This window comes from Labrenzia sp. ATLA3, assembly GCF_057180185.1.
The window spans coordinates 365905-388710 of record NZ_JBXUKV010000001.1 but is presented as its reverse complement, the minus strand read 5'-3'; the positions used below and the strand labels follow the sequence as shown (position 1 = coordinate 388710).

At 59.1% G+C, this 22806-nt stretch carries 19 protein-coding genes; 6 read left to right on the top strand and 13 right to left on the bottom strand.

Annotated features, from left to right (window positions below; translation table 11 throughout):
• Nucleotides 1-52: 52 nt before the first annotated feature.
• The 10 genes from topA to AC2A6O_RS01660 form a co-directional block, all read right to left on the bottom strand.
• Nucleotides 53-2731 carry a type I DNA topoisomerase gene (gene topA / locus AC2A6O_RS01705; protein WP_498925487.1) on the bottom strand — a complete coding sequence of 893 codons (2679 nt, stop codon included), beginning with the start codon at nucleotides 2729-2731 and terminating at the stop codon, nucleotides 53-55.
• A gap of 187 nt (nucleotides 2732-2918) precedes the next feature.
• Nucleotides 2919-4055, bottom strand: a complete 1137-nt coding sequence (gene dprA, locus AC2A6O_RS01700) for a DNA-processing protein DprA (RefSeq protein WP_498925486.1) — start codon at nucleotides 4053-4055, stop codon at nucleotides 2919-2921.
• Nucleotides 4052-4699, bottom strand: a complete 648-nt coding sequence (gene plsY / locus AC2A6O_RS01695) for a glycerol-3-phosphate 1-O-acyltransferase PlsY (RefSeq protein ID WP_498925485.1) — start codon at nucleotides 4697-4699, stop codon at nucleotides 4052-4054. The genes dprA and plsY overlap by 4 nt, the downstream gene beginning before the upstream one ends.
• 114 nt (nucleotides 4700-4813) lie before the next feature.
• Complete coding sequence (locus AC2A6O_RS01690) at nucleotides 4814-5593, bottom strand: DUF3108 domain-containing protein (RefSeq protein ID WP_498925484.1); 780 nt, start codon at nucleotides 5591-5593, stop codon at nucleotides 4814-4816.
• A 98-nt stretch (nucleotides 5594-5691) separates the two neighbouring features.
• Nucleotides 5692-6993 carry a dihydroorotase gene (locus AC2A6O_RS01685; protein ID WP_148587239.1) on the bottom strand — a complete coding sequence of 434 codons (1302 nt, stop codon included), beginning with the start codon at nucleotides 6991-6993 and terminating at the stop codon, nucleotides 5692-5694.
• A 17-nt stretch (nucleotides 6994-7010) separates the two neighbouring features.
• Nucleotides 7011-7967: an aspartate carbamoyltransferase catalytic subunit gene (locus AC2A6O_RS01680; RefSeq protein ID WP_148587238.1), complete on the bottom strand. Its 957-nt coding sequence runs from the start codon at nucleotides 7965-7967 to the stop codon at nucleotides 7011-7013.
• Between the two features lie 186 nt (nucleotides 7968-8153).
• Nucleotides 8154-9080 (bottom strand): AEC family transporter, encoded by a 927-nt coding sequence (locus AC2A6O_RS01675; RefSeq protein WP_148587237.1) that lies wholly within the window; start codon nucleotides 9078-9080, stop codon nucleotides 8154-8156.
• A gap of 61 nt (nucleotides 9081-9141) precedes the next feature.
• Entirely contained in the window at nucleotides 9142-9630 is a 489-nt protein-coding gene (gene ruvX / locus AC2A6O_RS01670) for a Holliday junction resolvase RuvX (RefSeq protein WP_498925483.1), read from the bottom strand.
• Nucleotides 9631-9683: 53 nt separating this feature from the next.
• A complete protein-coding gene (gene budA / locus AC2A6O_RS01665; RefSeq protein WP_498925482.1) occupies nucleotides 9684-10562 on the bottom strand; it encodes an acetolactate decarboxylase in 879 nt (292 codons plus the stop codon).
• A gap of 36 nt (nucleotides 10563-10598) precedes the next feature.
• Entirely contained in the window at nucleotides 10599-12392 is a 1794-nt protein-coding gene (locus AC2A6O_RS01660; protein WP_498925481.1) for an autotransporter outer membrane beta-barrel domain-containing protein, read from the bottom strand.
• A 236-nt stretch (nucleotides 12393-12628) separates the two neighbouring features.
• Between AC2A6O_RS01660 and AC2A6O_RS01655 the strand changes: the two genes are divergently transcribed.
• The 3 genes from AC2A6O_RS01655 to AC2A6O_RS01645 all read left to right on the top strand — a co-directional run bounded on the left by AC2A6O_RS01655 (nucleotide 12629) and on the right by AC2A6O_RS01645 (nucleotide 15744).
• A complete protein-coding gene (locus AC2A6O_RS01655) occupies nucleotides 12629-13333 on the top strand; it encodes a metal-dependent hydrolase (protein ID WP_148587233.1) in 705 nt (234 codons plus the stop codon).
• Between the two features lie 28 nt (nucleotides 13334-13361).
• Nucleotides 13362-13919, top strand: coding sequence for a cupin domain-containing protein (locus tag AC2A6O_RS01650; protein WP_498925480.1), 558 nt, complete (start codon nucleotides 13362-13364; stop codon nucleotides 13917-13919).
• 223 nt (nucleotides 13920-14142) lie between these two features.
• The gene (locus AC2A6O_RS01645) at nucleotides 14143-15744 is read left to right on the top strand and encodes an arylsulfatase (protein WP_498925479.1); all 1602 of its coding nucleotides are present in this window, start codon (nucleotides 14143-14145) and stop codon (nucleotides 15742-15744) included.
• Between the two features lie 120 nt (nucleotides 15745-15864).
• Here AC2A6O_RS01645 and AC2A6O_RS01640 read toward each other — a convergent pair whose 3' ends face one another.
• From AC2A6O_RS01640 to AC2A6O_RS01630, 3 genes are all read right to left on the bottom strand, one after another.
• Nucleotides 15865-17061 carry a lytic murein transglycosylase gene (locus tag AC2A6O_RS01640; RefSeq protein WP_498925478.1) on the bottom strand — a complete coding sequence of 399 codons (1197 nt, stop codon included), beginning with the start codon at nucleotides 17059-17061 and terminating at the stop codon, nucleotides 15865-15867.
• A gap of 142 nt (nucleotides 17062-17203) precedes the next feature.
• On the bottom strand, nucleotides 17204-17680 hold the full coding sequence (locus tag AC2A6O_RS01635; protein WP_498925477.1) for a hypothetical protein: 477 nt from the start codon (nucleotides 17678-17680) through the stop codon (nucleotides 17204-17206).
• Nucleotides 17681-17909: 229 nt separating this feature from the next.
• Nucleotides 17910-19100 carry an SH3 domain-containing protein gene (locus AC2A6O_RS01630; RefSeq protein ID WP_498925476.1) on the bottom strand — a complete coding sequence of 397 codons (1191 nt, stop codon included), beginning with the start codon at nucleotides 19098-19100 and terminating at the stop codon, nucleotides 17910-17912.
• A gap of 347 nt (nucleotides 19101-19447) precedes the next feature.
• Between AC2A6O_RS01630 and AC2A6O_RS01625 the strand changes: the two genes are divergently transcribed.
• From AC2A6O_RS01625 to AC2A6O_RS01615, 3 genes are all read left to right on the top strand, one after another.
• On the top strand, nucleotides 19448-20593 hold the full coding sequence (locus tag AC2A6O_RS01625) for an ABC transporter substrate-binding protein (RefSeq protein ID WP_498925475.1): 1146 nt from the start codon (nucleotides 19448-19450) through the stop codon (nucleotides 20591-20593).
• 104 nt (nucleotides 20594-20697) lie between these two features.
• Entirely contained in the window at nucleotides 20698-21297 is a 600-nt protein-coding gene (locus tag AC2A6O_RS01620; RefSeq protein ID WP_498925474.1) for a TetR/AcrR family transcriptional regulator, read from the top strand.
• Nucleotides 21298-21403: 106 nt separating this feature from the next.
• Nucleotides 21404-22510 carry an alkene reductase gene (locus AC2A6O_RS01615; protein WP_498925473.1) on the top strand — a complete coding sequence of 369 codons (1107 nt, stop codon included), beginning with the start codon at nucleotides 21404-21406 and terminating at the stop codon, nucleotides 22508-22510.
• Nucleotides 22511-22806: the final 296 nt, after the last annotated feature.

The window sequence follows — 22806 nt, the reverse complement described above, 5'->3', positions numbered from 1 at the left end:
GTTTTGGTGTGTTTTCGATTGGTGTGCTTGCGCGTGTTAATCCGTTTTGCGCTCAACTCGCATCATCCCAGGGCACCTCATCGGACGACGCATCGACCTTTGCCTTCGCAGAAGACTTGGACGCCGTCTTCTTGGTGGCCGTCTTTTTGGTTGCCGTTTTCTTCGCAGCCGGTTTCTTGGCGGCCGCTTTCTTCTTGGTGCCACCCTTGGAGGCTTTCGCCGCGATCAGCTCGACCGCCTGTTCCATCGTGACGGCTTTGGGATCGGTGTCCTTTGGCAGTGTGGCGTTGATCTTGCCGTGTTTGACGTAGGGCCCGTAGCGGCCGTCATACACATTGATCGGGCCGCCTTCGGAGGGATGCTCGCCGAGTTCCTTCAGCGGCGTTGCCGCCGCACCGCCACGACCACCGCCCTTGGCACGTTTTTGCGCCAGCGCATCCACCGCACGGTTGATGCCGACGGAGAATACCTCTTCCGGCGCGGAGAGGTTCGCATAAGTGCCTTCGTGCAACACGAACGGTCCGTAGCGTCCGATCCCGGCCGTGATCATCTTGCCGTCTTCCGGGTGCGGACCGACCTCGCGCGGCAGCGACAGAAGCTGAAGCGCCTTTTCAAGGTCCATGTCCGCCGCGGACCAGCCACGAGGCAGGGACGACCGCTTCGGCTTGGCTTCCTCACCCAACTGAACGTAAGGGCCGAAGCGGCCGTTGCGCAGGGAAACATCAAGACCGGTTTCCGGATCGGTGCCGAGAACCTTCGGACCGTCGTCGCCTTCTCCATCTTCACCGCTCGGTTTGCCGAGCTGCCGCGTGAAGCCGCATTCCGGATAATTGGAGCAGCCGATGAAGGCGCCCCATCGGCTAACCTTCAGGGAAAGCTGGCCGTTGTCGCAAGACGGACACTTGCGCGGGTCGGAGCCGTCTTCCTTCGCCGGGAAGATATGCGGCCCGAGCAGCTCGTTCAGGGCGTCGATCACATGAGCAACGCGCAGATCCTTGATCTCGTTGACGGCGCCGGAAAAGCCGGTCCAGAAATCGCGCAGCACGTCGAGCCAGGACAGCTCGCCAGCGGAAATCTTGTCGAGCTGTTCTTCAAGGCTCGCGGTGAAATCGAATTCGACATAGCGCTGGAAGAAGCTTTCCAGGAACGCAATAACGATGCGTCCCTTGTCCATCGGAACAAGCTGCTTCTTGTCGAGTTCGACATAGTCGCGGTCACGAAGCGTCTGAAGCGTCGAAGCATAGGTGGACGGCCGGCCGATGCCGAGCTCTTCCATCTTCTTGACGAGGCTCGCTTCGGTGTAGCGCGGCGGCGGGGTCGTGAAATGCTGAGAGGCTTCGATTGCCTGCGCGGCTCCATCGACTGAGGCGGCTGTCAGGGCAGCGCCTTCGTCGACAGCCGGCAGACGCTTGGAGTTTTCGTCTTCCTCGTCGTCGCGGCCTTCCTGGTAAAGTGCAAGGAAACCGTCGAAGCGGACAACCGAGCCCGTGGCACGCAAGTTGGCGCGCTTTCCGGATCCGTCGGCAAGGATTTCGATGGTGGTCCGTTCCAGCACCGCCGATTCCATCTGCGACGCCATGGTCCGTTTCCAGATCAGCTCATACAGCTTGGCTTGATCCGGATCCAGGAAGCGGGCGACATCCTTGGGATGGCGCGAAAGGTCCGTTGGCCGGATCGCTTCGTGCGCCTCCTGGGCATTCTTTGCCTTGGACGTGTAGACTCGCGGCTTTTCGGGAACGTATTTGTCGCCGAAATCCTTGGCGATCACGGAGCGGGCCGCGTCAATTGCTTCGCCGGCGATCTGGACGCCATCGGTACGCATATAGGTGATGAGACCGGAGGTCTCGCCGCCGATTGCAATACCCTCATAAAGCTTTTGCGCCACCTGCATGGTGCGTGAGGCTGAAAACCCGAGCTTGCGCGAGGCTTCCTGTTGCAGGGTGGAGGTGGTGAAGGGGGCTGCCGGATTGCGCTTGGCCGGTTTTGACGCAACGCTGTCGACCTTGAAGCTGGCGCTTTCCAGCATGGTCTTGATCGCGGTTGCTTCCGCTTCATTGTTGATATCGAGACGGCCGATCTTCTTGCCGTCGAAACCGGTCAAACCAGCCTGGAACATATCCCCGGTCGGCGTCTTCATGTTGGCGAAGATCGACCAGTATTCCTGCGGCTTGAAGGTTTCAATCTCCATTTCCCGGTCGCAGATCAGCCGCAGGGCGACCGACTGTACGCGGCCCGCGGAACGGGCGCCGGGCAGCTTGCGCCACAGGACGGGAGACAGGGTAAAGCCCACGAGATAGTCAAGGGCGCGCCGGGCGAGATAGGCGTCGACCAGCGGCGTATCCAGCTGGCGCGGATTGTCCATCGCCTCAAGGATCGCTTTTTTGGTGATCGCGTTGAAAACCACGCGCTCGACCTGCTTGTCCTTCAGCACCTTCTTCTTCTGCAGCACTTCCAGAACGTGCCATGAAATCGCTTCCCCTTCGCGGTCGGGGTCAGTCGCGAGAATGAGGCGGTCGGCATCCTTGACCGCGTTGGCGATTTCCGTGAGCCGCTTCTGCGATTTCGCATCCACTTGCCAGCTCATGGCGAAATTGTCGTCCGGCAGCACCGAGCCATCCTTGGCCGGCAGATCTCGCACATGGCCATAGGAAGCCAGAACCGTATAATCGGAACCGAGATATTTGTTGATCGTCTTGGCTTTCGCCGGCGATTCCACAATGACGACGTACATTCTTACCCAAATTTTTTTGCCGGATACGGTGCCCCCGTCCGGTAGAGAAGGTGATCTAAGTGCTATTTCGGTGGCGCAGACGATCAAGGATCAAGCGCCGCCTGTCAAATGGACCTTTGATCCTTCCGGGTCAAGCGGTTCGGTCCAGATATGGGTTATCCACTGAGATTCAAGGAAAATCGGACTCTTACATCAAAGCGGAGATTTTGTTGCCGCGATGTCTTTCAAGCCGTCCGGCGAGTTCGAGTTCCAGAAGAACGACGTGAACGGATCGTGCGTCGCCATCGGCAAAGCGGATCAATTCGTCCATATCCACTGGCGTCGGACCCAGTGCAGCCAACACACGCTCACGCAATTTTTCGTCCGGGTCGGATCGGGTCAGCGGATGGGGTTCGCCGTCTTCACGGAACTGTCTGCCGAAGGGAAGGGTGGGCGCCAGGCGGCCACCGAGGCCTTCCAGAACATCGTCGGCGGTGGAGACGAGCGTAGCGCCTTGCCGGATCAGCCCGTTGGCGCCTTCGGAACGCGGGTCGAGTGGAGACCCGGGCACCGCGAAAATGTCTCTGTTTTGTTCCAAGGCATAACGAGCGGTATGGAGCGAACCGGAGGCCTTCGCAGCTTCAATGACGATAACCCCAAGGGAGAGACCGGAAATCAGCCGGTTGCGCCGTGGAAAATCCCGGCTGCGCGGTTTCCAGCCCAAAGGCATTTCGCTGATGACGGCACCGCCTGTTTCGAGCACTGCCGCGAGCAGCCGGTCGTGTTCTGGTGGATAGAGCACATTGATGCCTCCGGCGAAAACGGCGATGGTGCCGGTTTGCAGAGAGGCTTCATGGGCGGCGGCGTCGATCCCGCGGGCAAGGCCGGAGACAATCGAGAAGCCCTCGGCGCCAAGGCCCTGGGCAAACCGTGCGGCGAGTTTTCTGCCGGAAAGCGAAGCGTTTCGCGCGCCGACGATGGCCATCATGCGCTCGCGGGTCAGCGCGGCTGCGCCGCCCTTGACTGACAGGAGCGGCGGCGGGCCATCGATGTGCCGAAGGTGCTGTGGATAGTCGGGCTCACTGAGACCAACGAGCCGGGCTCCTATCCGCCTGTGGGCCTCCAACTCGGCTTCTGCATCTTCAACGGAACAAATCCGGCCAGCCTTGCCACCACGCCTGGCAAGATCGGGAAGCAGCTCAAGCGCTCTTTGGGCGGTGCCTGCATGTTTGAGAAGTTCGGCGAATGTGACAGGGCCCACGTTTTCCGAGCGGATCAGCCGCAACCACGCAAGGCGCTCCGCCTCGCAGAGGTCGGCCGGTCTGTTGTCAGCAATGGAGGTCACGCGCTTTCGTCACCAGTCGCCGGTTTCGATTTTGCGCCGATTTTGCTTTCGTCGCCACGCAGCAGCCTGCTGATGTTCTCATGATGCTTGGCCCATAGCAGAACCGACAGCAGCGCGAACATCTGTGCGATCTGAACCTCATGGAAGACGAAATACAGAAGGAGAGGAGTCAACAAGGTCGCCGTGAGCGCAGACAGCGAGGAGTAGCGGAACACAAAAGCCATGCCGATCCAGATGCCTGCAGCCAGCAGGAACATCGGCCAGAACAGGCCAAGCAGAATGCCGAGATAGGTAGCAACCCCCTTGCCGCCCCTGAACTTCAGCCAGACAGGGAAGAGGTGCCCGAGAAACGCTCCAAGTCCTGCAATCAGGGCCATTTCCTGGCCATAGAAGTGATTGACGATCAGAACGGCAACCGTGCCCTTCAGTCCATCGCCAAGCAACGTTGCGGCGGCCAGTGACTTGCGCCCGGTGCGCAGCACGTTGGTGGTGCCGATATTACCGGAGCCGATATTGCGGATATCGCCAAGTCCGGCCATGCGTGTGAACAGCAGGCCGAAGGGAATCGCACCGAGCAGATAGCCGAAGGCAAGGACGCCGAGATAATAGGGCCAGGCAAGCGCCCAGCTGATCGGTTCAGGCACGCGATACTCCAATGACGTGCATAATTAAAAGCCACCGCAATGTAACGGCATGGCGGCCCGGATCAAGCCCGCCAGCCGTGAAAAGAGTGTCTTTGCAGGGAAATAGACCCGGACCTACTGGGACAGCTTGTATTTTTCCGCTTCCACCAGAAGCGACCCGAATGGAAGAGAGATACTGGCCCTGAGCGGCACCAGATACGGCTTGTCACCGACGGGAGCGAGCCAGACTTCCATGGACTTGTTGGCCGCGAGTTGCTGGATCGACTTGCGCTTCGGCCTGTGCCCCGAAATGGGTTCGTACCGGACGCTGCAGACAAGGACATCGCCCTTGAACCGGCCGTCCGACGTTCTGGCGGTTTTGCGGGCTTTGTAGCGAAGGTGAACGTCATAGCGTTCCTTGCCGTCGAATATGCGCAAGGTTCTGTTGCAGCTTTCTTTCGAAAGCCCTTTAGGAGCGGGCAGAACGGCGGCTGTCAGGGGATCAAGAACGCCCTTCAGATGCGCCGCTGTTACCTTGACCCGTTCTTTCATCCGGTCCTGCGGTGGCTGAACCGAAACATCGTCGACAGAACCTTTGCGCATCCGCATGGCTATGGTTCCGGTCTCGTCTTCGCTTTTCAGGTCTAGATCGTAGCGGGCCGGCTCCAGAGCGAACTCACGGGCGGTTCCAGCTGCTTCAACGGTGCCTTTGCCATCGGACACCAGCCGCCCAAAGGCCGCGGTCTGGCCATTGGCGCTGACAGAATAGGATTTGCTGTCGACATCCAGCGACAGGACGCCGGAACCGATGGGCAGTCCCAGGGCATAAAGCTTGTATTTCATGTAGAGATCTGACGCCGAAGCGCTGCCGGTGAACAGCGCGGGTATCAGAAACGCGAGGGCAATCAGACGCATCTGCATGTTCCGTTCGAATTTCCGTTCGCGCCAAATTCAGGGAGAATTGTGGCGTGAACAGGATCAAGTTGCGAACGGAAACAAGGGCAAAGACTTGCTTATGCGTAGTTGAAAACCGTTTTGCCGCCGACAACGGTTCGAAGCACCCGTCCGGAAAAGCGGGCGTCTTCAAAGGGTGAATTCTTCGAGCGCGACTTGATGGCGCTCTTTTCCAGAACCCACGGACGCTCGGGATCGAACACGGTCACATCTGCCGGAGCCCCTTTGGAAAGACGTCCGGTCTCCAGTCCGAGGCGGTCTGCCGGGCGGCAGGTCATGGTGCCAAGCAGGGTGACCAGGTCGACCTGTTCGGAATGATAGAGCCGCAAGGCGGCCGCCAGCAGGGTTTCCAGGCCAATGGCGCCGTCTTCTGCTTCCGCCCACGGATGACGTTTTGTTTCCACGTCCTGCGGGTCATGGTTGGAACAGATGATGTCGATGGTGCCGTCGGCAACCGCAGCAATCATCGCCTGCCGATCGTCCTCGTCGCGCAGCGGCGGCGCCATCTTGAAGAACGTCCGGTAGGCGCCGATGTCGTTTTCGTTGTGGGTCAGATGGTTGATTGAGACCCCGGCCGTGATATCCAGCCCCTTCGCCTTGCCGGCCCGGATGACGTCGGCGCTGTCGGAGGTGGAAATAAGGTTTGCGTGGTACTTGCCCTTGGACATGGCGACCAGGCGCAGGTCCCGCTCCAGCATGATGATTTCCGCTTCGCGCGGCACACCGGAAAGACCTTTCCAGCTAGCATTGAGGCCAGCATTCATGACCCCGCCGGCAAGATCCGGATCTTCCGTGTGATGGATCACCAGCGCGTTGAAATCGCGGGCATAGGTCATCATCCGGCGCATGACCTGAGCGTTCTTGACCGACTTGTGACCGTTGGTGAAGGCGACGGCACCGGCTTCCTGCAACAGGCCGATCTCGGCCATTTCCTCACCCTTCAGACCCTTGGTCAGGGCTGCCAGGGGCAAAACGTTGACGATGGCGGTGTCGCGTGCCCGGCGCAGGATGAAATCAACCAGCGCGGGATCATCGATGATCGGGTCCGTGTCCGGCATGGTGCAGATCGTCGTCACGCCGCCGCTGGCGGCAGCCTGGGAAGCGCTGGCCAGCGTTTCACGGTGTTCAGCGCCCGGTTCCCCGACAGACACGCAGAAGTCGATCAGGCCGGGACAGGCAATCGCTCCCTTGCAGTCGATGATTTCAGCGCCGTAGGGCGAGCCCTGGTTGGCGGCTTCCGGCCCGGCGGCAAGAATGGTGCCGTCTGCAATGATGACCGATCCGGGCGCGTCCAGATCACGTGCCGGGTCGATCACTCTGGCGTTGGAAAGAACCAGAGGCTTGGGTGTGTCGTATGCCACGTTACTTGTCCCCTGGATCAGTTGTTCGGCAGATTGGCGGCAAGGGCTTCCAGCACGGCCATGCGTACGGCGACCCCCATTTCCACCTGTTCGCGAATAAGGCTTTGCGGGCCATCGGCTATCGAGGCATCGATCTCGACACCGCGGTTCATCGGCCCGGGGTGCATGACAAGGGCATCGTCCTTGGCATAGGCCAGCTTTTCCGCATCCAGCCCGAAGTAGCGGTAATACTCCCGAACGGAGGGGATGAAGGCACCGTTCATGCGCTCGCGCTGCAGACGCAGCATCATGACGATGTCCGCCCCCGCCAGGCCTTCCTTCATGCTGGTGAAGACCTCGACGCCCATCTTGGCAATGCCGGACGGCAGAAGCGTGGTGGGCGCGACGGCACGGACGCGTGCTCCCAGTGCATTCAGAAGAATGATATTGGACCGGGCAACGCGAGAGTGGGCGATGTCGCCGCATATCGCGACGGTCAACCGCGCAATCTTGCCCTTGTGGCGCCGGATCGTCAGCGCGTCGAGCAGGGCCTGGGTCGGGTGCTCATGCGGACCATCGCCGGCATTCACCACGGAACAGCCAACCTTGCGCGCCAGCAGATGCACTGCCCCGGCCGCATGGTGGCGGACCACCAGAAGGTCGGGATGCATCGCGTTCAGCGTTGCAGCCGTGTCGATCAGCGTTTCGCCCTTTTTCACCGAGGACTGGGACACTGCCATGTTCATCACATCCGCCCCGAGCCGTTTTCCGGCCAGTTCGAAAGAACTTTGGGTGCGCGTGGAATTTTCGAAAAAGAGGTTGATCTGGGTTCTGCCCTGCAGGACCAGCCGTCGTTTGCTGATCTGGCGGGAAACCTCGACGGCTTCTTCCGCCCGGTCCAGAAGGCCCAGAATTTCGTGGGGGTGAAGGCCCTCTATGCCCAGCAAATGACGATGGGGGAAAGGGCTGTCTCGATGGGTGTTGCTCGCGGTCATCGAGATCATCCCTATAAGGGTGAATGCGTCCTTCGACAAGCCAGGAATACACATGATACCCGCTGTCCACACGCATGCTAAATATTTGATCGATTGGACAAAGTTTTAGCCTGCGCCTTGTCGCAGACTGAAGGGCTCGAAAAAGATGCCGCCAGGCGATGTCGCCGGGGGCTCAAAATGCCTCAATCAGGTGACAAGCAGCAGCGTGAGCGGGAGAGTCAGGGTTGCGGCCAGGGTCTGAAGCGTGATGATTTCGGCCATCAACTTGGCATCACCGCCCATCTGGCGAGCCAGCAGATACGAATTGCTAGCACAAGGCACCGAGCTTGCAATGATGACGATGACCAGCGCAGGGCCGGAGACACCCAGGACACTTGCAAAGCCAAGCGCAATCAGCGGCATGAACACTGGCCTCAAGAACGTGCCAAGGGTGAGGGCCGGTCCAGGTCTGCGCAGCGAGCCGAGGTCGAGCCCGGCGCCAACGCAAATAATGCCGATGGGGAGCGCCGCTCTGGAAAAAATTTCCAGCGTGTCGTTGATCACGAACGGCAGGCCAAGCCCGCTTACATTCATGATGCCGCCTGCGCCGATCGACAGGATGAAGGGATTGGTGAAAAGGTCTTTCAGGATCTTCGTAGCGTTTGGAGTTGTCCCGCTGGCGTAATGGGACAGCACCAGAATGCTGGCCACATTGAGCACGGGGATCATGAACACCATCGCGACCGCCAGCATGGCCAGCCCGGTTTCGCCGGCGACATTATCGGCGATTGCAAGTGCGATCATGGCATTCCAGCGCAAGGTCCCCTGAAAGATGGAGGTAAAACGCGGTGCGGCAATTCCCCAGACCCGTTCCAGGGTGGTGCGCGCCAGCAACAGAAGCAGCGCCATGACCAGGATGGAGCCAAGCAGAGCTCCGCCCATGTTGAGTGTCGGAAAGCTGTTGAAATCCGCTTGCGAGATCGTGCGAAACAGCACGGCGGGGAACAGGACGAAATAGGCAAGCCGTTCGACACCGCGCCATTGCTCACCGGTGATCAGACCGGTACGGGCGATCAGGTAGCCGGAGGCAATCACGAGGATGACCGGCATCAGGGCGGCAAGTGTGGTCAGCATGTATTCGGCTTTCGCGTTCGACAGGCCTTGAAACAACGGCCTGTGCCCGGCAGTGGTGGGATCAGGTGTTATCTAAGCCCATAAAGCCGAGTCGGTCCAGAAAGCCCTGCAGGATGTAGGCAGCAGCCATCTTGTCGACCACATCCGCCCGTTTCGCCCGGCTCGTATCGGCTTCCAGCAGGGTTCGTGTCACTGCCGCCGTCGACAGACGCTCGTCCCAGTAGGTGATCGGAAGGTCTGTTTTCTGCGAAAGATTGCGGACAAAGGCGCGGGTTGCCTGGACGCGCGGCCCCTCGCTGCCATCCATGTTGAGTGGCAGACCGAGCACGATGCCGCCGACGCCCTGCTTGGCGCAGATGGCAAGCAGTTGCTCCGCATCCAGGGTGAACTTCTTGCGGCGGATCGTCTCCATGGGCGAGGCGATGCCACGACCGAGATCGGAGAGCGCCAGACCGATGGTCTTGGTGCCGAGATCAAGACCGATCAGGCGTGTGCGGTCGGGTACCGCGGCCATGAAGTCTTCCAGAGAAAGTGCGGAGTCATTTGCCATTCGGCGGCTTTAGCAGGGCTTTCAAAAATTCGCCAGAAAAACCGTAAGCAGCCTTAATTCCGCTCGCCTGCATGACCGTGTTCGGCAATCTCCAACGCGCTGGTCGGGTCGTCGCGTAGATCCGCCGACAGGAACTGCGCCGTTTCCGGCACGGCGACGTGGAAATCGGTCTCCAGATGCAGTTGCGCGGTGAGACGCTGCGCAGCCATACCGATCAGGTGGCCGCCCTTCGTCCGGTCTTTCGAGATGAAATGCAGATGATACCCGGAAATTGCCATTGTCCTTGCATGTCCGGGCGACCAGAAGCCGACGAGGGTTCCATCGATATCGTCAAAGGCGAATTCGCTCTGGTGGCCTGTCGCGGCGACAAGATTTTCGCCGGGTGCGGCCTTGCAGGCTGCGCGCAATTCGATCCTGTCGAAACGACCGTCAATGCGGATGCCGACGAAGAAATTCTCGGACGGGCGCAACCTGTCAAGCCGCTCTTCCAGGTCGGCCTGGCTGCGGACTGTGTCCAGGTCGACCTGGTGTTCCGGCGTAAACTTGGTGACTGTCGCAAATGGCGTCAGCGCCGTGTCGGGCGCTTCCACGACCACGCCGCCGGCACGCGCCTGATAAGCATGGCCTTCGAACAGGATCATCTCACCGTCGAGATCCTCAAAGGTGCCGAGTCCGAAATCTCCGTGCCGCTTCATCTCCGCAATGGTCGCACATCCCTTGAAAAGGCCCTTGGTGATTGCGGTGCTCGTAGACACCTGAAACACCGTATGGTGGTCGATGTCGAAAGCGCTTGCGAGTTTTTCCTGGACGATATGCGAGAGACTGTGTCCGGTCCGCTGCCTTTCGGCCTGCAGTTCAAGCCAAAGGCTGTTGGAAATTCGGCAATTGAGATCTCGGTACATGGGGCCCCCGGGCTCGTTGGCGTCGGACACGACAAGTTGCTGCCACTATACCCGCAAAGCCCGGCTTCAGAACCCGATGGCAATACGAAGTTGCCCTTCCCAGACGTCCAGCCCGTTCTGGCCAAGGCTGAGGTAGCCACCCTTGGCATCCAGTGTCACGTTTTCTGAGAGAAGGGCGGTCGCCCCGCCGCGCAGTGTAAAGCTCCAGGCCGAGGCGGTGACAAAATTCAGCTCGTCATCAAGGATCTTGCCGTCGTTCGGCCGCAGATATTCATAGACAGCGCCTGCTTCCACATAGGGCTGGATCAGAAGCCTGTCCTGCAAGGTGAACTGCCGGCTGAACTCGGTCGAAAGCTCGATGGTGCCGAGAGAAGTGGCATTGCCTGAAATGGGAACGCTGACGGCCCGGTTGCGAATTGTCCCGTTCAGATCGTAACCATCTGAAAACAGGCGATTGAAGGTCACGGTTGCCTTGGGGCGCACCTGAATGTCGCTCAGGGCATATTGACCGTGAACGCTGAAAACCGCGCCAAATTCATGCGTGTTGTAGTCACCGCTCAGAACTGAAATATCCGATTGGCTGTTTGAAAAGCCGTAGCTGAGCGAGCCATCGACCGCCCAATGCTGAGACAGGCGCGCAGCGACATAGGGGCCGATCTCGAATCCTTGAGTATCGATTTTCAAGGCGGAATTGAAACCGTCGGTGTCGACGGTTTCAAAGGTCACCGACAAACCTGCAACAATATCGTCTGTCAGTTTGCGGTCGGCGCCAATTGCTGCGGTCCCGCTGAGGGTTTGAAAGTCCCTGCCGAAACGCCGGTCGTCGCTGTAGACACCGGTCACCGTGCTCCAGCCGTTCCAGAGTGTCGGTTCGAGAAGATCCCGGCCCGGAGTGATCGGAACTTCCTCCTGTTCTTGAAGACGCCCGGCGGCCAGCAGCTGTTCTCTGGTGCAGAACGCCTGTTCGCTGGCAGCCTGTGTCTCGTCGGCTGAGCGTGGGTCGACGCAGTAACTGATCACCTGACCATCGGCTCGTCTCACAGGCACGAAACCGGCCGGAAGGCCAGGTTGACTTGGATTGCGACCTCCCGGTGGCAGAGTACCGATTGGTGGTGTGACCGTGCCCGGTCCTCCGGGTGCGCCAGGCAGGCCACCGGATGGGGGAAGTGTTCCGATGGGGGGTGTTATGCCTCCCGGAGCTCCCGGCAACACGCCGGACGGTGGCACCACCCCTATCGGCGGCGTGACTGCCCCTGGGCGTCCGGGAGAAAACCCACCGGGTGGCAGCGTCCCGATTGGCGGGGTAATACCTGACGGCGGCAAGGTGCCTATGGGCGGGGTGATCCCGCTTGCGGGCGGCGAAACAGGGCCCGGCCGGCCGGGCATTACGCCGCTTGGAGGCAGGATTGCAATTGGAGGAACCGGCCTTCCGAAATCCGGAAACAGCCTGCCGATGGGAGGCTTTATAAGGCTGGGTGGCTTGATGTTTTCGGGGAGCTGAAAATCGCGTTTCTGATTCTGCGTATCGATAAGGCAGTCAGATCCGCCGTCGATGCCGTAAAGCTTGTGGGTGCCGCCGTTTCCGGTCGAAACAACCGGAGACGTGGAAAGGTGCAGCCCGGTGCTGGAGCGCGACCAGGTGTCGACGGTCTGATTGCCCTGGGCGGCATCAAGCCTGTAATCCCCTGCACCGGTTCCGGAAACCCAGATCGAACGGCTGTCGGACTTGTTCGTCCCCAGGAAAAGCAGCCCGCCATCGTTCTTGCAATTGGCGGCAAGGGCCGGTGTCGAGAGACTGCTCAACAGCAGCACGGCCGGGAAGGTAAGTTCCTGCCACACACTTCTCCAACGCTCCCGCATCGGCGATCCTCCTCATTCGCAAGAACCCGCTGCGTCAATTTGGAGTGAAGAAGGAGTGGAATCTAGCACAGGTTGTTGAAATAGATGGGGCGTTGCCTGAATTGCACAGTCGCCTCGTGAATAGTCACGATATCTGTTCACACTCTTGCAAGGCATCGTGAGTGCAATCGGCTTGTTGAGAGCCGTCCCGGACTGATAGGGTCCGCTTCAGCTTGTCCTGAAACTAGGAGACCTCAATGAAACTGACCTGGTATGGCCATTCCGCCTTCAAGATCGAAATTGACGGCGCATCCATCCTCTTTGATCCTTTTTTCACCGGAAATCCGGCCTTTCCGGAGGATCTGTCAGTCGATCAGGTTGCAGAAGGCGTAACTCATCTCATCCTGACACACGGTCACAACGATCACATTGGCGATGCTGTCGACATCCTGAAAAAGACCGGCGCGCAGCTGACCGCAAATTTCGAGATCTGCATGTGGGCAAACCGGCAGGGTATTGAAAACATCAGTCCCATGAACACGGGTGGCAAGGTGAACGTCGGTCCGTTCAGCGTCGCACTGACACGGGCCGATCACTCGTCATCCTTCCAGGGCGGCGAAGAGGCCATCTATCTCGGCAATCCTCATGGCGTTATCGTAGAGGCGCCCGGCGAAAAGGTGCTCTATCACGTCGGAGACACCGACATTTTCTCCGACATGGCCCTGATCGACGAGATCTATAAGCCGAAGATTGGGCTCGTTCCAATCGGCGATCGCTTCACGATGGGTGGCAAATCGGCTGCGCTTGCCTGTACCCGCTTCTTCAACTTCGATACAATTGTCCCCTGCCACTTCGGCTCGTTCCCGATCATCGATCAGACGGCGGACACGTTTATCGAGGCAATGGGGACCAGTGCGCACAAAGTGCAGCAGATAAAGCCGGGCGCCGTGCTTGAACTCTGATCGCAACAATTCGAACCAGAAGCTGAAAATGACACGCATTTCCCTTTCCAAAATTTCCGTCGGCATATTCACGCTGGCGCTTCTTGCAAGTGCTCCCGTGTTGTCAGCAGACAAGTCGATCACGCCTGATGGAAAACCGGCCCCCTCCAAGCCGCACGCCAAGCCTGGGTCCAAGGCAGCGCAGGAAGAAGAAGCGGCGTCGAAAACACCCTACGCTACGGTCCGAGATGTTTTTTCCGGGGATGAGACGATTGCGGGCGAAAAGATCACCTTTCCGCAGTCGAACCCTTCGGTAAAGGCCATCGAGATCACGATGGAGCCGGGTGAAGTTACAAAGTGGCATCAGCATCACGCGCCGCTGTTTGCCTATGTTCTTGAGGGTGAAATTACAGTCACTTACGAGGAACTCGGCAAAAAGGTCTACCGTGCAGGCGAGGGTTTGCTGGAAGCAATGGACGTCACCCACCGAGGGCAAAACACCGGAGAAGCACCAGCCAGGATTCTGGCCGTCTTTCTGTTGGGGGATGACGGTTTGGCCACGGTTGCCGAAGACAATCCCGGAGCTAACAAGAACAAGGTCGAATGAGCGCGGGAAACCGCGCCATTCTTTTTCTGTACATCCATTGATTGAGATGCTCAGTTGCGGTTGTCATAGCAACTGGGGACGGCGAACTTTCTGTAAATTATCGAAAAACCTTGTCACGCCTGAAAACTGACCTAAGGTAATGTTAGGCTGCGTGCTGGGAGCTGCAGGACCATGTCTGCAATCATAAGGCGCAGTCAAAACAACCATTCGGGTGGGAGTTTTCATGAGCCAATTTCGCATTTTGCCGCGTTGGAGCGCGGTGGTTCTCGGTCTTGCGGCCGCTTTTGCCGTAACACTCCAGACAAGTCAGGCACAGGAAGCACAGAAGCCGAGTATTCTCGCCATCTGGGGAGATGACATCGGCACCTGGAACATCAGTCACAACAACCGTGGCATGATGGGCTACCGAACGCCCAACATCGACCGGATTGCGCAGGAAGGCATCGCCTTTACTGACTATTACGCCCAGCAAAGCTGTACAGCCGGCCGGGCCGCCTTCATAGGCGGCAATGTGCCGGTGCGAACCGGCATGACGAAGGTGGGGCTGCCGGGTGCCGAGCAGGGCTGGCAGGAAACCGACGTCACCATGGCAACCATCCTGAAGGCGCAGGGCTACAAGACCGGCCAGTTCGGCAAGAACCACCAGGGAGACCTGGACGAGCATTTGCCGACGAACCACGGCTTCGATGAGTTCTTTGGCAACCTCTACCATCTGAATGCGGAAGAAGAGCCGGAAAACCGGGATTACCCGGGTGACATGGTGCTGGCAAACGGCAAGACCTTCCGCGAGCAGTTCGGTCCGCGCGGTGTGCTCCATACCTGGGCCAACGAAGATGGAACGCAGAAGATTGAGGACACCGGTCCCCTGACAAAGAAACGCATGGAAACCGTCGATGACGAGACGCTGGCGGAAGCCAAGCGTTTCATCCGCGAAGCGGTGGAGGAGGGCGTTCCCTTCTTCGTCTGGTGGAACGGGACCCGCATGCATTTCAGAACCCATGTGAAGGCAGAGCACACGGGGATTGCCGGTCCAAGCGGAAATCCCTACCACGACGGCATGGTTGAACATGACATGCACGTCGGTGAGCTTCTCGACCTGCTGGATGAACTCGGCATCGCCGACAACACGGTGGTGATGTATTCGACGGACAACGGCCCGCATTTCAACACCTGGCCGGATGCTGGCACGACGCCGTTCCGCAGCGAAAAGAATTCCAACTGGGAAGGGGCCTACCGTGTGCCGACCTTCGTTCGCTGGCCTGGAGTCTTCCAGGAAAACGTGACCTTGAATGGTATTGTCGCCCACGAAGACTGGTTGCCGACCTTTGCGGCCATTGCGGGGGCGCCGGACATCAAGGAACAGCTTCTTGAAGGGGTTGAAATCGGTGGCCGGACATACCGCAACTACATCGATGGGTATGACCTGAACGCCTACCTCAAGGGCGAGGCCGAGGCATCGCCGCGTCATGAGTTCTGGTACGTCAACGACGACGGCCAGGTGGTTGCAGCCCGATATGACGACTGGAAGGTTGTGTTCCTGGAAAACCGCGGGCAGGCGTTTGGTGTCTGGCAGGAACCGTTCACCGAACTCCGTGTGCCGGCGATCTTCAACCTGCGCCGGGATCCGTTCGAGAAGGCGCAGCACAATGCCAACATCTATTTCGACTGGTTGCTCGACCGGGCTTTTGTGATCGTACCGATCCAGGGGCTGGCGGCTCAATTCCTGCAGACGATGCAGGAGTATCCACCGAGCCAGAGCCCGGGTTCCTTCAATCTCTCCGCGATTGAGGAAAAGCTGAAGTCAGGCATGAGCGGCAGTAACTGAGGCTTGTGCTGAGCATCAAGAAAAAGGCCCGAGACCTCAGAAGGTCTCGGGCTTCTTTTTGTGCATCTGCAAGCCTGGCGTCAGGAGGCCGCTACGAGTGTGGTCTCCAGGTTTTAGAGCTTAAAGACGGTTCAGCAGTGCTGGCGTCGGCCAGGCGTCGGCCGGCATGCCAAGTTTCTGCTGCACCTGCTGCACAGCGTTGCGGGTCCCCGAGCCGAGGATGCCGTCGATCTTGCCGACGTCATATCCCATGCTGGAAAGCTTGGTCTGGAGCTGTTTCATCTGGGCATCATTCAGGCCAGGGTCCGGGTTGCCCGGGGTGTAGACGGGTGCTCCGGCAAGCCTGGTCGCGAAATAGGCGGCGGTTGTCGTGTAAACGAACGACTGGTTCCATTCCAGATAGATGCTGTAATTCGGATAGGCCAGGAATGCCGGTCCCTTTCGGCCCTGAGGCAGCAACAAGGACGCTGGCAGGTTGCCGGCAATCTGGCCCCAGCGGGGCTGTACGCCAAGGGCTGCCCACTGGGCACCTGTCTTGGTATGGTCGAGGCCGCTATCGGCCCAGTTGAGGTTTTGCGGAACCTTGACCTCCTGCAGCCACGGCTCGCCGCGGCGCCAGCCCAGATGCTTGATGAAGGCCCCGGCTGTCAGGATCGCATCAGCGGCGCTTTCCTTCAGCTTCACATGGCCATCGCCATCACCATCGCGGCCGAACTTGATGATGTCTTCCGGCAGCATCTGCACCATGCCGATCTCGCCCGCCCAGGCGCCCGTAGTGCTTCTGGGGTTAAGATCGCCATGCTGAACCATCTCGATGGCTGCAATCAGTTGCGGACGGAACAACTCCGGGCGGCGGCAGTCGTGGGCAAGGGTCGCCAGCGCATTGACCGTGTTGAAATCGCCCTGCACAGCGCCAAAATCCGTTTCCAGCGCCCAGAAGGCGGTAATCACAGGGGCCGGGACACCAAAGTCGGCTTCCGTTCGCTGGAAAACGCTGGCGTATTTCTTCATGTTCGCGGCACCGTTCTTCATCCGGTAGCCGGAAATCACCCGCTTGGAAAAATCCAGGAAGGTCATCTTGAATACGCCCTGCGCGCGGTCCCGTGAGAGCACCTTGCGGTCAATCTGTGCGCCGGCCAGGGTCTGGTCCGCCGCCTTTGCCGACAGACCCTTGGCAATTGCTTCCTGCTTTACGCCGGCCAGAAACTGCTGGAAGTCGCCGCCGCACTGCTGCGCCTGAGCAGGCACGGTGGCGAGCCAGAAACCGGCAAGAGCGGTCGCGGCGATTTTCGGGGTGAAGCGAAGGCGGCTTGTCATGAAAAATCCTGTTGTTGGGCGCAATACCAGGCCGAAGCCTGAAAAATCGGGCATAGTTGACTGTGCTTCGCCCGCTAGGTCAACCCGTTGTCACGGCGCGGGGAAAGCTCTTCCACGATGTCTTTTCTGGATACCTTTTGGCTCAGCGGCAGTTTCCGAAATCGGAACCGACCATGATGCCGCCATTCGGGTTTCTTTTCAGCGGCGCGTTGACGCTGGCCGATGAGCGGCAGTCGGATGAAGAGGTTCCAACAGACGGCGCTTGATAATAAGGAGCGTTCACACCCGAGGTTTGCTGCTGGCACATCTGATAGGCCATGTCGTAAAGCGCCTGCCAGCCGCCCGGCAAGGAGCCCATGTTGCTCAGGACGCCGAGCGCAGCGCCGGCGCGCGCGCCGCGGTATGCACCTGATGGGCCGCGCCATTCGCCACCTGCTACCGCTCCCGCCATGCCGCCGGAAACCGCATCGCCAACAACATCGCCGCTGCCCATGCGGGCGTTGGCGTAGTCGGTCGCATACACCGTGCAGTCGGTTCCATCGGCTTGAGCGGCCGAAATCGCTGCTCCAAAGGTGATGAGAAGCGAAGTGCTGAGGCTCAGGGCTGCATGGTTGGCCATGGTCCGTCTCCTGTCGGTCGTGCCTGGCAGGCACCAAAAAAGCGGAGCATTCCGAGTGCCGGTTTCAGGCGTCAGAAAGCTCCAGCCTGTAATGAACGGTCGACAGGGACGCTGCCAAGTGTGTCCGTCGACTTCACCGCACCTGCTCTCGGCAGGTCCGAATTCCAAATCGACGGGATTTTACTCTTCGACGCTTAACAAGCCTCTACCTTGCAAGTGCAGGTTTTAGTCATGGCTGCGGCGCGGTTTCCAGGAAGTTTTCGCCCACATAGCCGGTCTTTCCGTCGTATTGGACCCCGCACCACCAGTCGCCGCACGAGCTGTAACGCACTTCGGTACCAGCCGGGATGACGGCCAGGACTGTTGCATCCTTGTTCTGTGCTTCTCGCAGATTGACGGACGACTTTATCTTGCCCGCATGCGAAAAGGCATCACCAGACGTATTGGCATCAACGGCCACTGGTGCTGGGGCAGGGACGGGCGCTGAAACTGACGCCGTTGCGGTGCGCGCGTCAGCCTTTGGCGACAGTGCGTTCGTAACCGGATTTACGTCTGCTGCCGGAGACGGCACAGCCGCACTGGCGACAACAGCGCTGTTGGTTTGCGCTGCCTGCGGTGTGATCTTGACGGGGGCAGGTTGGCGGGGGGCAAGTCTTGCCTGTATCTTGCCGTCGGCGGCTTTGCCCGCGTCATGACCCACCGGGTTGGAGGGATCCTCCGGCGCCAATGACGCGGTCGGCCTCGACGCAAACACCTGGCGGATACGCTCCTTCGCCAACTTGATCTGCTCTGCACTTGCCTTCGGTTCGGCGGTCAGGTCTGTCCGGCCTTCAAATTCAGACTCGACCCCTGCGATGAGGCTTTCGATCGTCGTTGCTGCATTGATCTGCTGGGTTTCAACCGTGCGGCTGTCAGACGTTTTTCCGCCGAGCAAACCGCTCAGGCTGAAAGCCACGGCACCGGAGCCGATGCCGACAATCAGCAAGGTGCTGACAAGAAGTGTTCTGAAGCTCGGTCCCTGTCGGAAACTGTCCGCTGCCTTCGCCACCTTGGCGGGCGCGGGAACATGTTCCGGCTGAAGACCGGCTGTGTGCGTTCCCCGCAGTGGAGTGCGCAAGACGCCCGGCATGTCGAATCCGGCTTCATCTGTTTCGCCTGACAGGGTGGGGCGGCGGGACGTCGTCGGCTTCAGGTCAGCGGATGTTGCGTGCATCTGCAGGACCTTGGCAGCAAGTGTTGTCGCGTCAGGATCGGTGTCTTCCGTCTTTGCATGGTTGTCTGGGACGTTGTCTGGTGCGTCATCGCCGTTAAGCGTGGCAGTCGGAACGACGAGCTTCAGCCCGTTCTTTTGAGGTGCATTGTCCGGATCGTGGCCTTCTGGGAAGTCGCAAGCGGTGGCAGGCGCGGTTACAGAATACATGTGGCCCTCCTGGTTTTGCGGTTCGGGCACGCTCGGAGCGGTTGCCAGAGTTGGGTACCGAAACATTAATCTTCGTTATTGCGTCGTCACGCAGGCCGGATTGCGGCGGTACTGGGGAAATTTGTGCGAATTGTGACGGGGCTGTGGTCTTGAGCAGCTGTTTGGCCGCGTCGTTTGCAAAAGCCTAACCTGTCTCTGGCAGACTTTCTGCAAACAGTCTGCCAACGGGCACAGGCGAAAGACCTGTCCCTTGGTCAGGACGATGGCGAAGCCAGAAACAACGGGCAATCAACATGACGTGCTGGATCTCTCAACTCATCTGCCGCACGGCCGGAGCCGTGGTCGGAATGGCCACGGGATTGGCAATCACCTGCCAGGCGGTGACGGCACAGGAGGTCGAGGAACTGAAGATCGGCATGTTGGCGACCCTGTCAGGTCCGGCCGCGATCTACGGCGAACAAATGCGCGACGGTTTCATGCTCGCGGTCGAGCAATCAAATGGTGCCCTTGGTGGATTGCCGACCAACGTGATTGTGGTCGACGACAAACTGGACCCGGATTACGCGGTCGAGCAGGCGACAAAACTGATCGAGGAAAACGGCGTCGATCTTATCGTCGGTGTGAATTTTTCCAAGGTGATGTTGGCCGTGCACGATCCTATCGTGCGCTCAAAGACGCTATTCATCGGCACTCATTCAGGGCCAGCGCCGATTGCAGGGCGCAGTTGCAGTCGCTACTTTTTTTCCACGGCTTCGCAGGACGATCAGGTTCACGAGACAATGGGACGTTATGCAAGCCTGAAGGGGTATCATGACGTCGTCACGATCGCTCCCGACTATGAAGCAGCCCGCGATGCCGTGTCCGCTTTCCGCCGCCATTTCAAGGGGCAGATCGCCCGGGAACTGTTTCCGAAACTCGGGCAGACCGATTTTTCGGAAGAGTTCAAACAGATCGAGGAGATCGAGCCGGACGCGATTTATGCGTTCATGCCGGGCGGAATGGGCGTGGAACTGGTGAAGCAGTTTCACACCTCCGGACTGAAGGGCATCGTTCCCTTCCTGTCTTCCGAAACGGTCAATGCCATCACGCTTCCTTATACGGCCGAGATGGCCGAAGGGCTCTTTAGCGCTTCCCATTGGGCGCCGAACCTCGACAATCCATCCAACAAGAGGTTCGTGCGGGAGTTCAGCCGGGCGTACAATTACGAGCCGTCCGTTTATGCCGCTCAGGGCTATGACGCCGCCAAACTCATCCATTTCGCTTTGGAACTGACAGGCGGCATCAAGGACCAGGAAGCGTTGGTCTCGGCCATCAGTGCAGCGCCGTTTGAAAGCGTTCGGGGTGATTTTCGCTTCAATTCCAACCAGTTTCCCATCCAGGACTTTTATCTGGTGGAAGGTGTCCGGCGCACCAGCAAGCTTTATGAAATGGAAGCTGTTGCCCGGGTTTTCGACGATGTTGGCGATGCTTATGCCGGGTCGTGCCGGATGTAGTTCAAGCAAGGGCTTGTCACCTGTCCGGGTGATATGAAACGATCAGTCCAGAAATCAATCGTACGCCTCTTGCATTCTGGACTGCATAGTCCATATCATGTGTCATGAGAGACAACGAAACCCATATGTCCAGCCCGGAAAAACGCACGGCAGGTCCGGGGCGTCCGCGCAACTTCGACGAAGCTGCGGCGCTGCAGTCTGCCATGCATGTGTTCTGGCAGAAGGGCTTCGAAGCCACCTCTCTTGATGACCTCACCAAAGCCATGGGGCTCAGCCGCTCCAGTTTTTATGCCACGTTCGGATGCAAGCAGACACTGTTTCTGCGGGCACTCGAGCATTATTCCGAGAACGGAATTCGCGGGCTGAAGGAAGTTGCCGAAACCGCTGCAGATGATCCGGTGGATGCCATGATGCAGGCATTGTCCGACCCGAAAGGCGGCCCGAGAGGCTGTCTTCTGGTCAACTGCATCACCGAACTTGCACCGCACGATGACAAGGTCGCGGAGATCGGACGTCGGCATCTGGAAGACATCGAAGATCTTTTCGCTGCGGCGATCGACCCTGCCAACCCGGATGGTGTCCGGGACAGAGCCAGCGCCTATTCATCGCTTGCCATTGGTACCTTGGCATTGCGCAAGGCAGGTCTTCCCGCAGATCGCATCGCAAGAACCCTTAAGCAGGCAAGGACAGTCCTGACGTCCTGACCAACAGGGCCATCCTGGAAATGAAGATCAACAACCATTGTGCACATTATTGGACTGAACAGTCCAGAAATAGTGAAACAGACAAACGCCAGAAGGAAAGTTGAACATGTCGCAAGCCAAACTGTTTTCGCCCGCCAAGGCTGGGGCAATCGAATTGAAGAACCGCATCGTGATGGCTCCTTTGACCCGGAACCGGGCGCGCCATGAAGACGATGCGCCGCACGACCTGACGGTGAAATACTATGATCAGCGTGCCGGAGCAGGCCTGATCATTACAGAAGCCTCGCAGATATCGCCGCAGGGCAAGGGCTATGCCTGGACGCCGGGCATCTATTCCGATGCACAGATTGAAGGTTGGAAGAAGGTCACCGATGCCGTGCACGCCAAGGGCGGCAAGATTGTAATTCAGCTCTGGCATGTCGGCCGTATTTCGCATCCGGTCCTCCAGCCTGAGGGGGCCGATCCAGTGGCTCCGTCCGCGATTGCAGCAAAGTCCAAGACTTTCGATGGCGAGCAGTTCGTCGATACGCCGACACCGCGTGCACTGGACGCCAGCGAGATTCCGGGCATTGTCGATGACTTCCGGAAGGCTGCCGAAAACGCGAAAAAAGCGGGCTTCGATGGTGTCGAGGTTCATGCTGCCAATGGCTATCTGATCGACCAGTTCCTGCGTGATGGGTCCAACAAGCGTGACGATGCTTACGGCGGATCCGTCGAAAACCGGTCCCGTTTCCTGAAGGAAGTCATGGATGTGGTTGTTGATGTCTGGGGCGGCGACCGGGTCGGCGTCCGGCTGAGCCCGTTCTCCAATGCCAACGACGTCGCAGACAGCAACACGCAGGCGACTTTCTCGCACGTGATCAAGTTGCTGAACGGCTATGGCCTTGCCTACCTGCATCTGGTTGAAGGCCAGACCGGTGGTTCGCGTGACATTCCGGACGGCGGTGATTTGTCCGCTCTCTATGCGCTGTTCGATGGAGCGCGCATGGGCAACAACGGTTACGACCGCTCCATGGCAATCGAGGCGGTGGAATCCGGCGCAGTCGATCTTGTCGCGTTCGGCCGTCCGTTCATTGCCAATCCGGACCTTGTCGATCGGCTGGAGAAGAACGTTCCGCTGAACGATCTCGACACCGATACGCTCTATGGCGGTGGTGAGAAAGGTTACACGGATTATCCGACTTTGGCCGAAGCGTCGGTCGCGGCCGAGTAATCCGAGGTATTTCAGGCCGCCCGACATCCACCCCCTTCGGGGGGGCGGTCTGAAAGTTAGCCGGTGCAGGGTTTCGGCCCGCACCGGCTTTCTTTTATCATGCCTGCGGTGGGGGGCGCTGCCTTTCCAGCGAGCACGTGAGCGGCACACCGTCCACTAGCAAGCTGATAAGCAGGCCCGCGCTCGAACCAGGCAGCAGAGCGGCAGAGAAAAACAGTCCGAAACGATGCCCAGAATCGGGCGGGCACTAAAGGCATCCCACCGGTCACCACGAAATGGCTGGACCATTGCGCTGT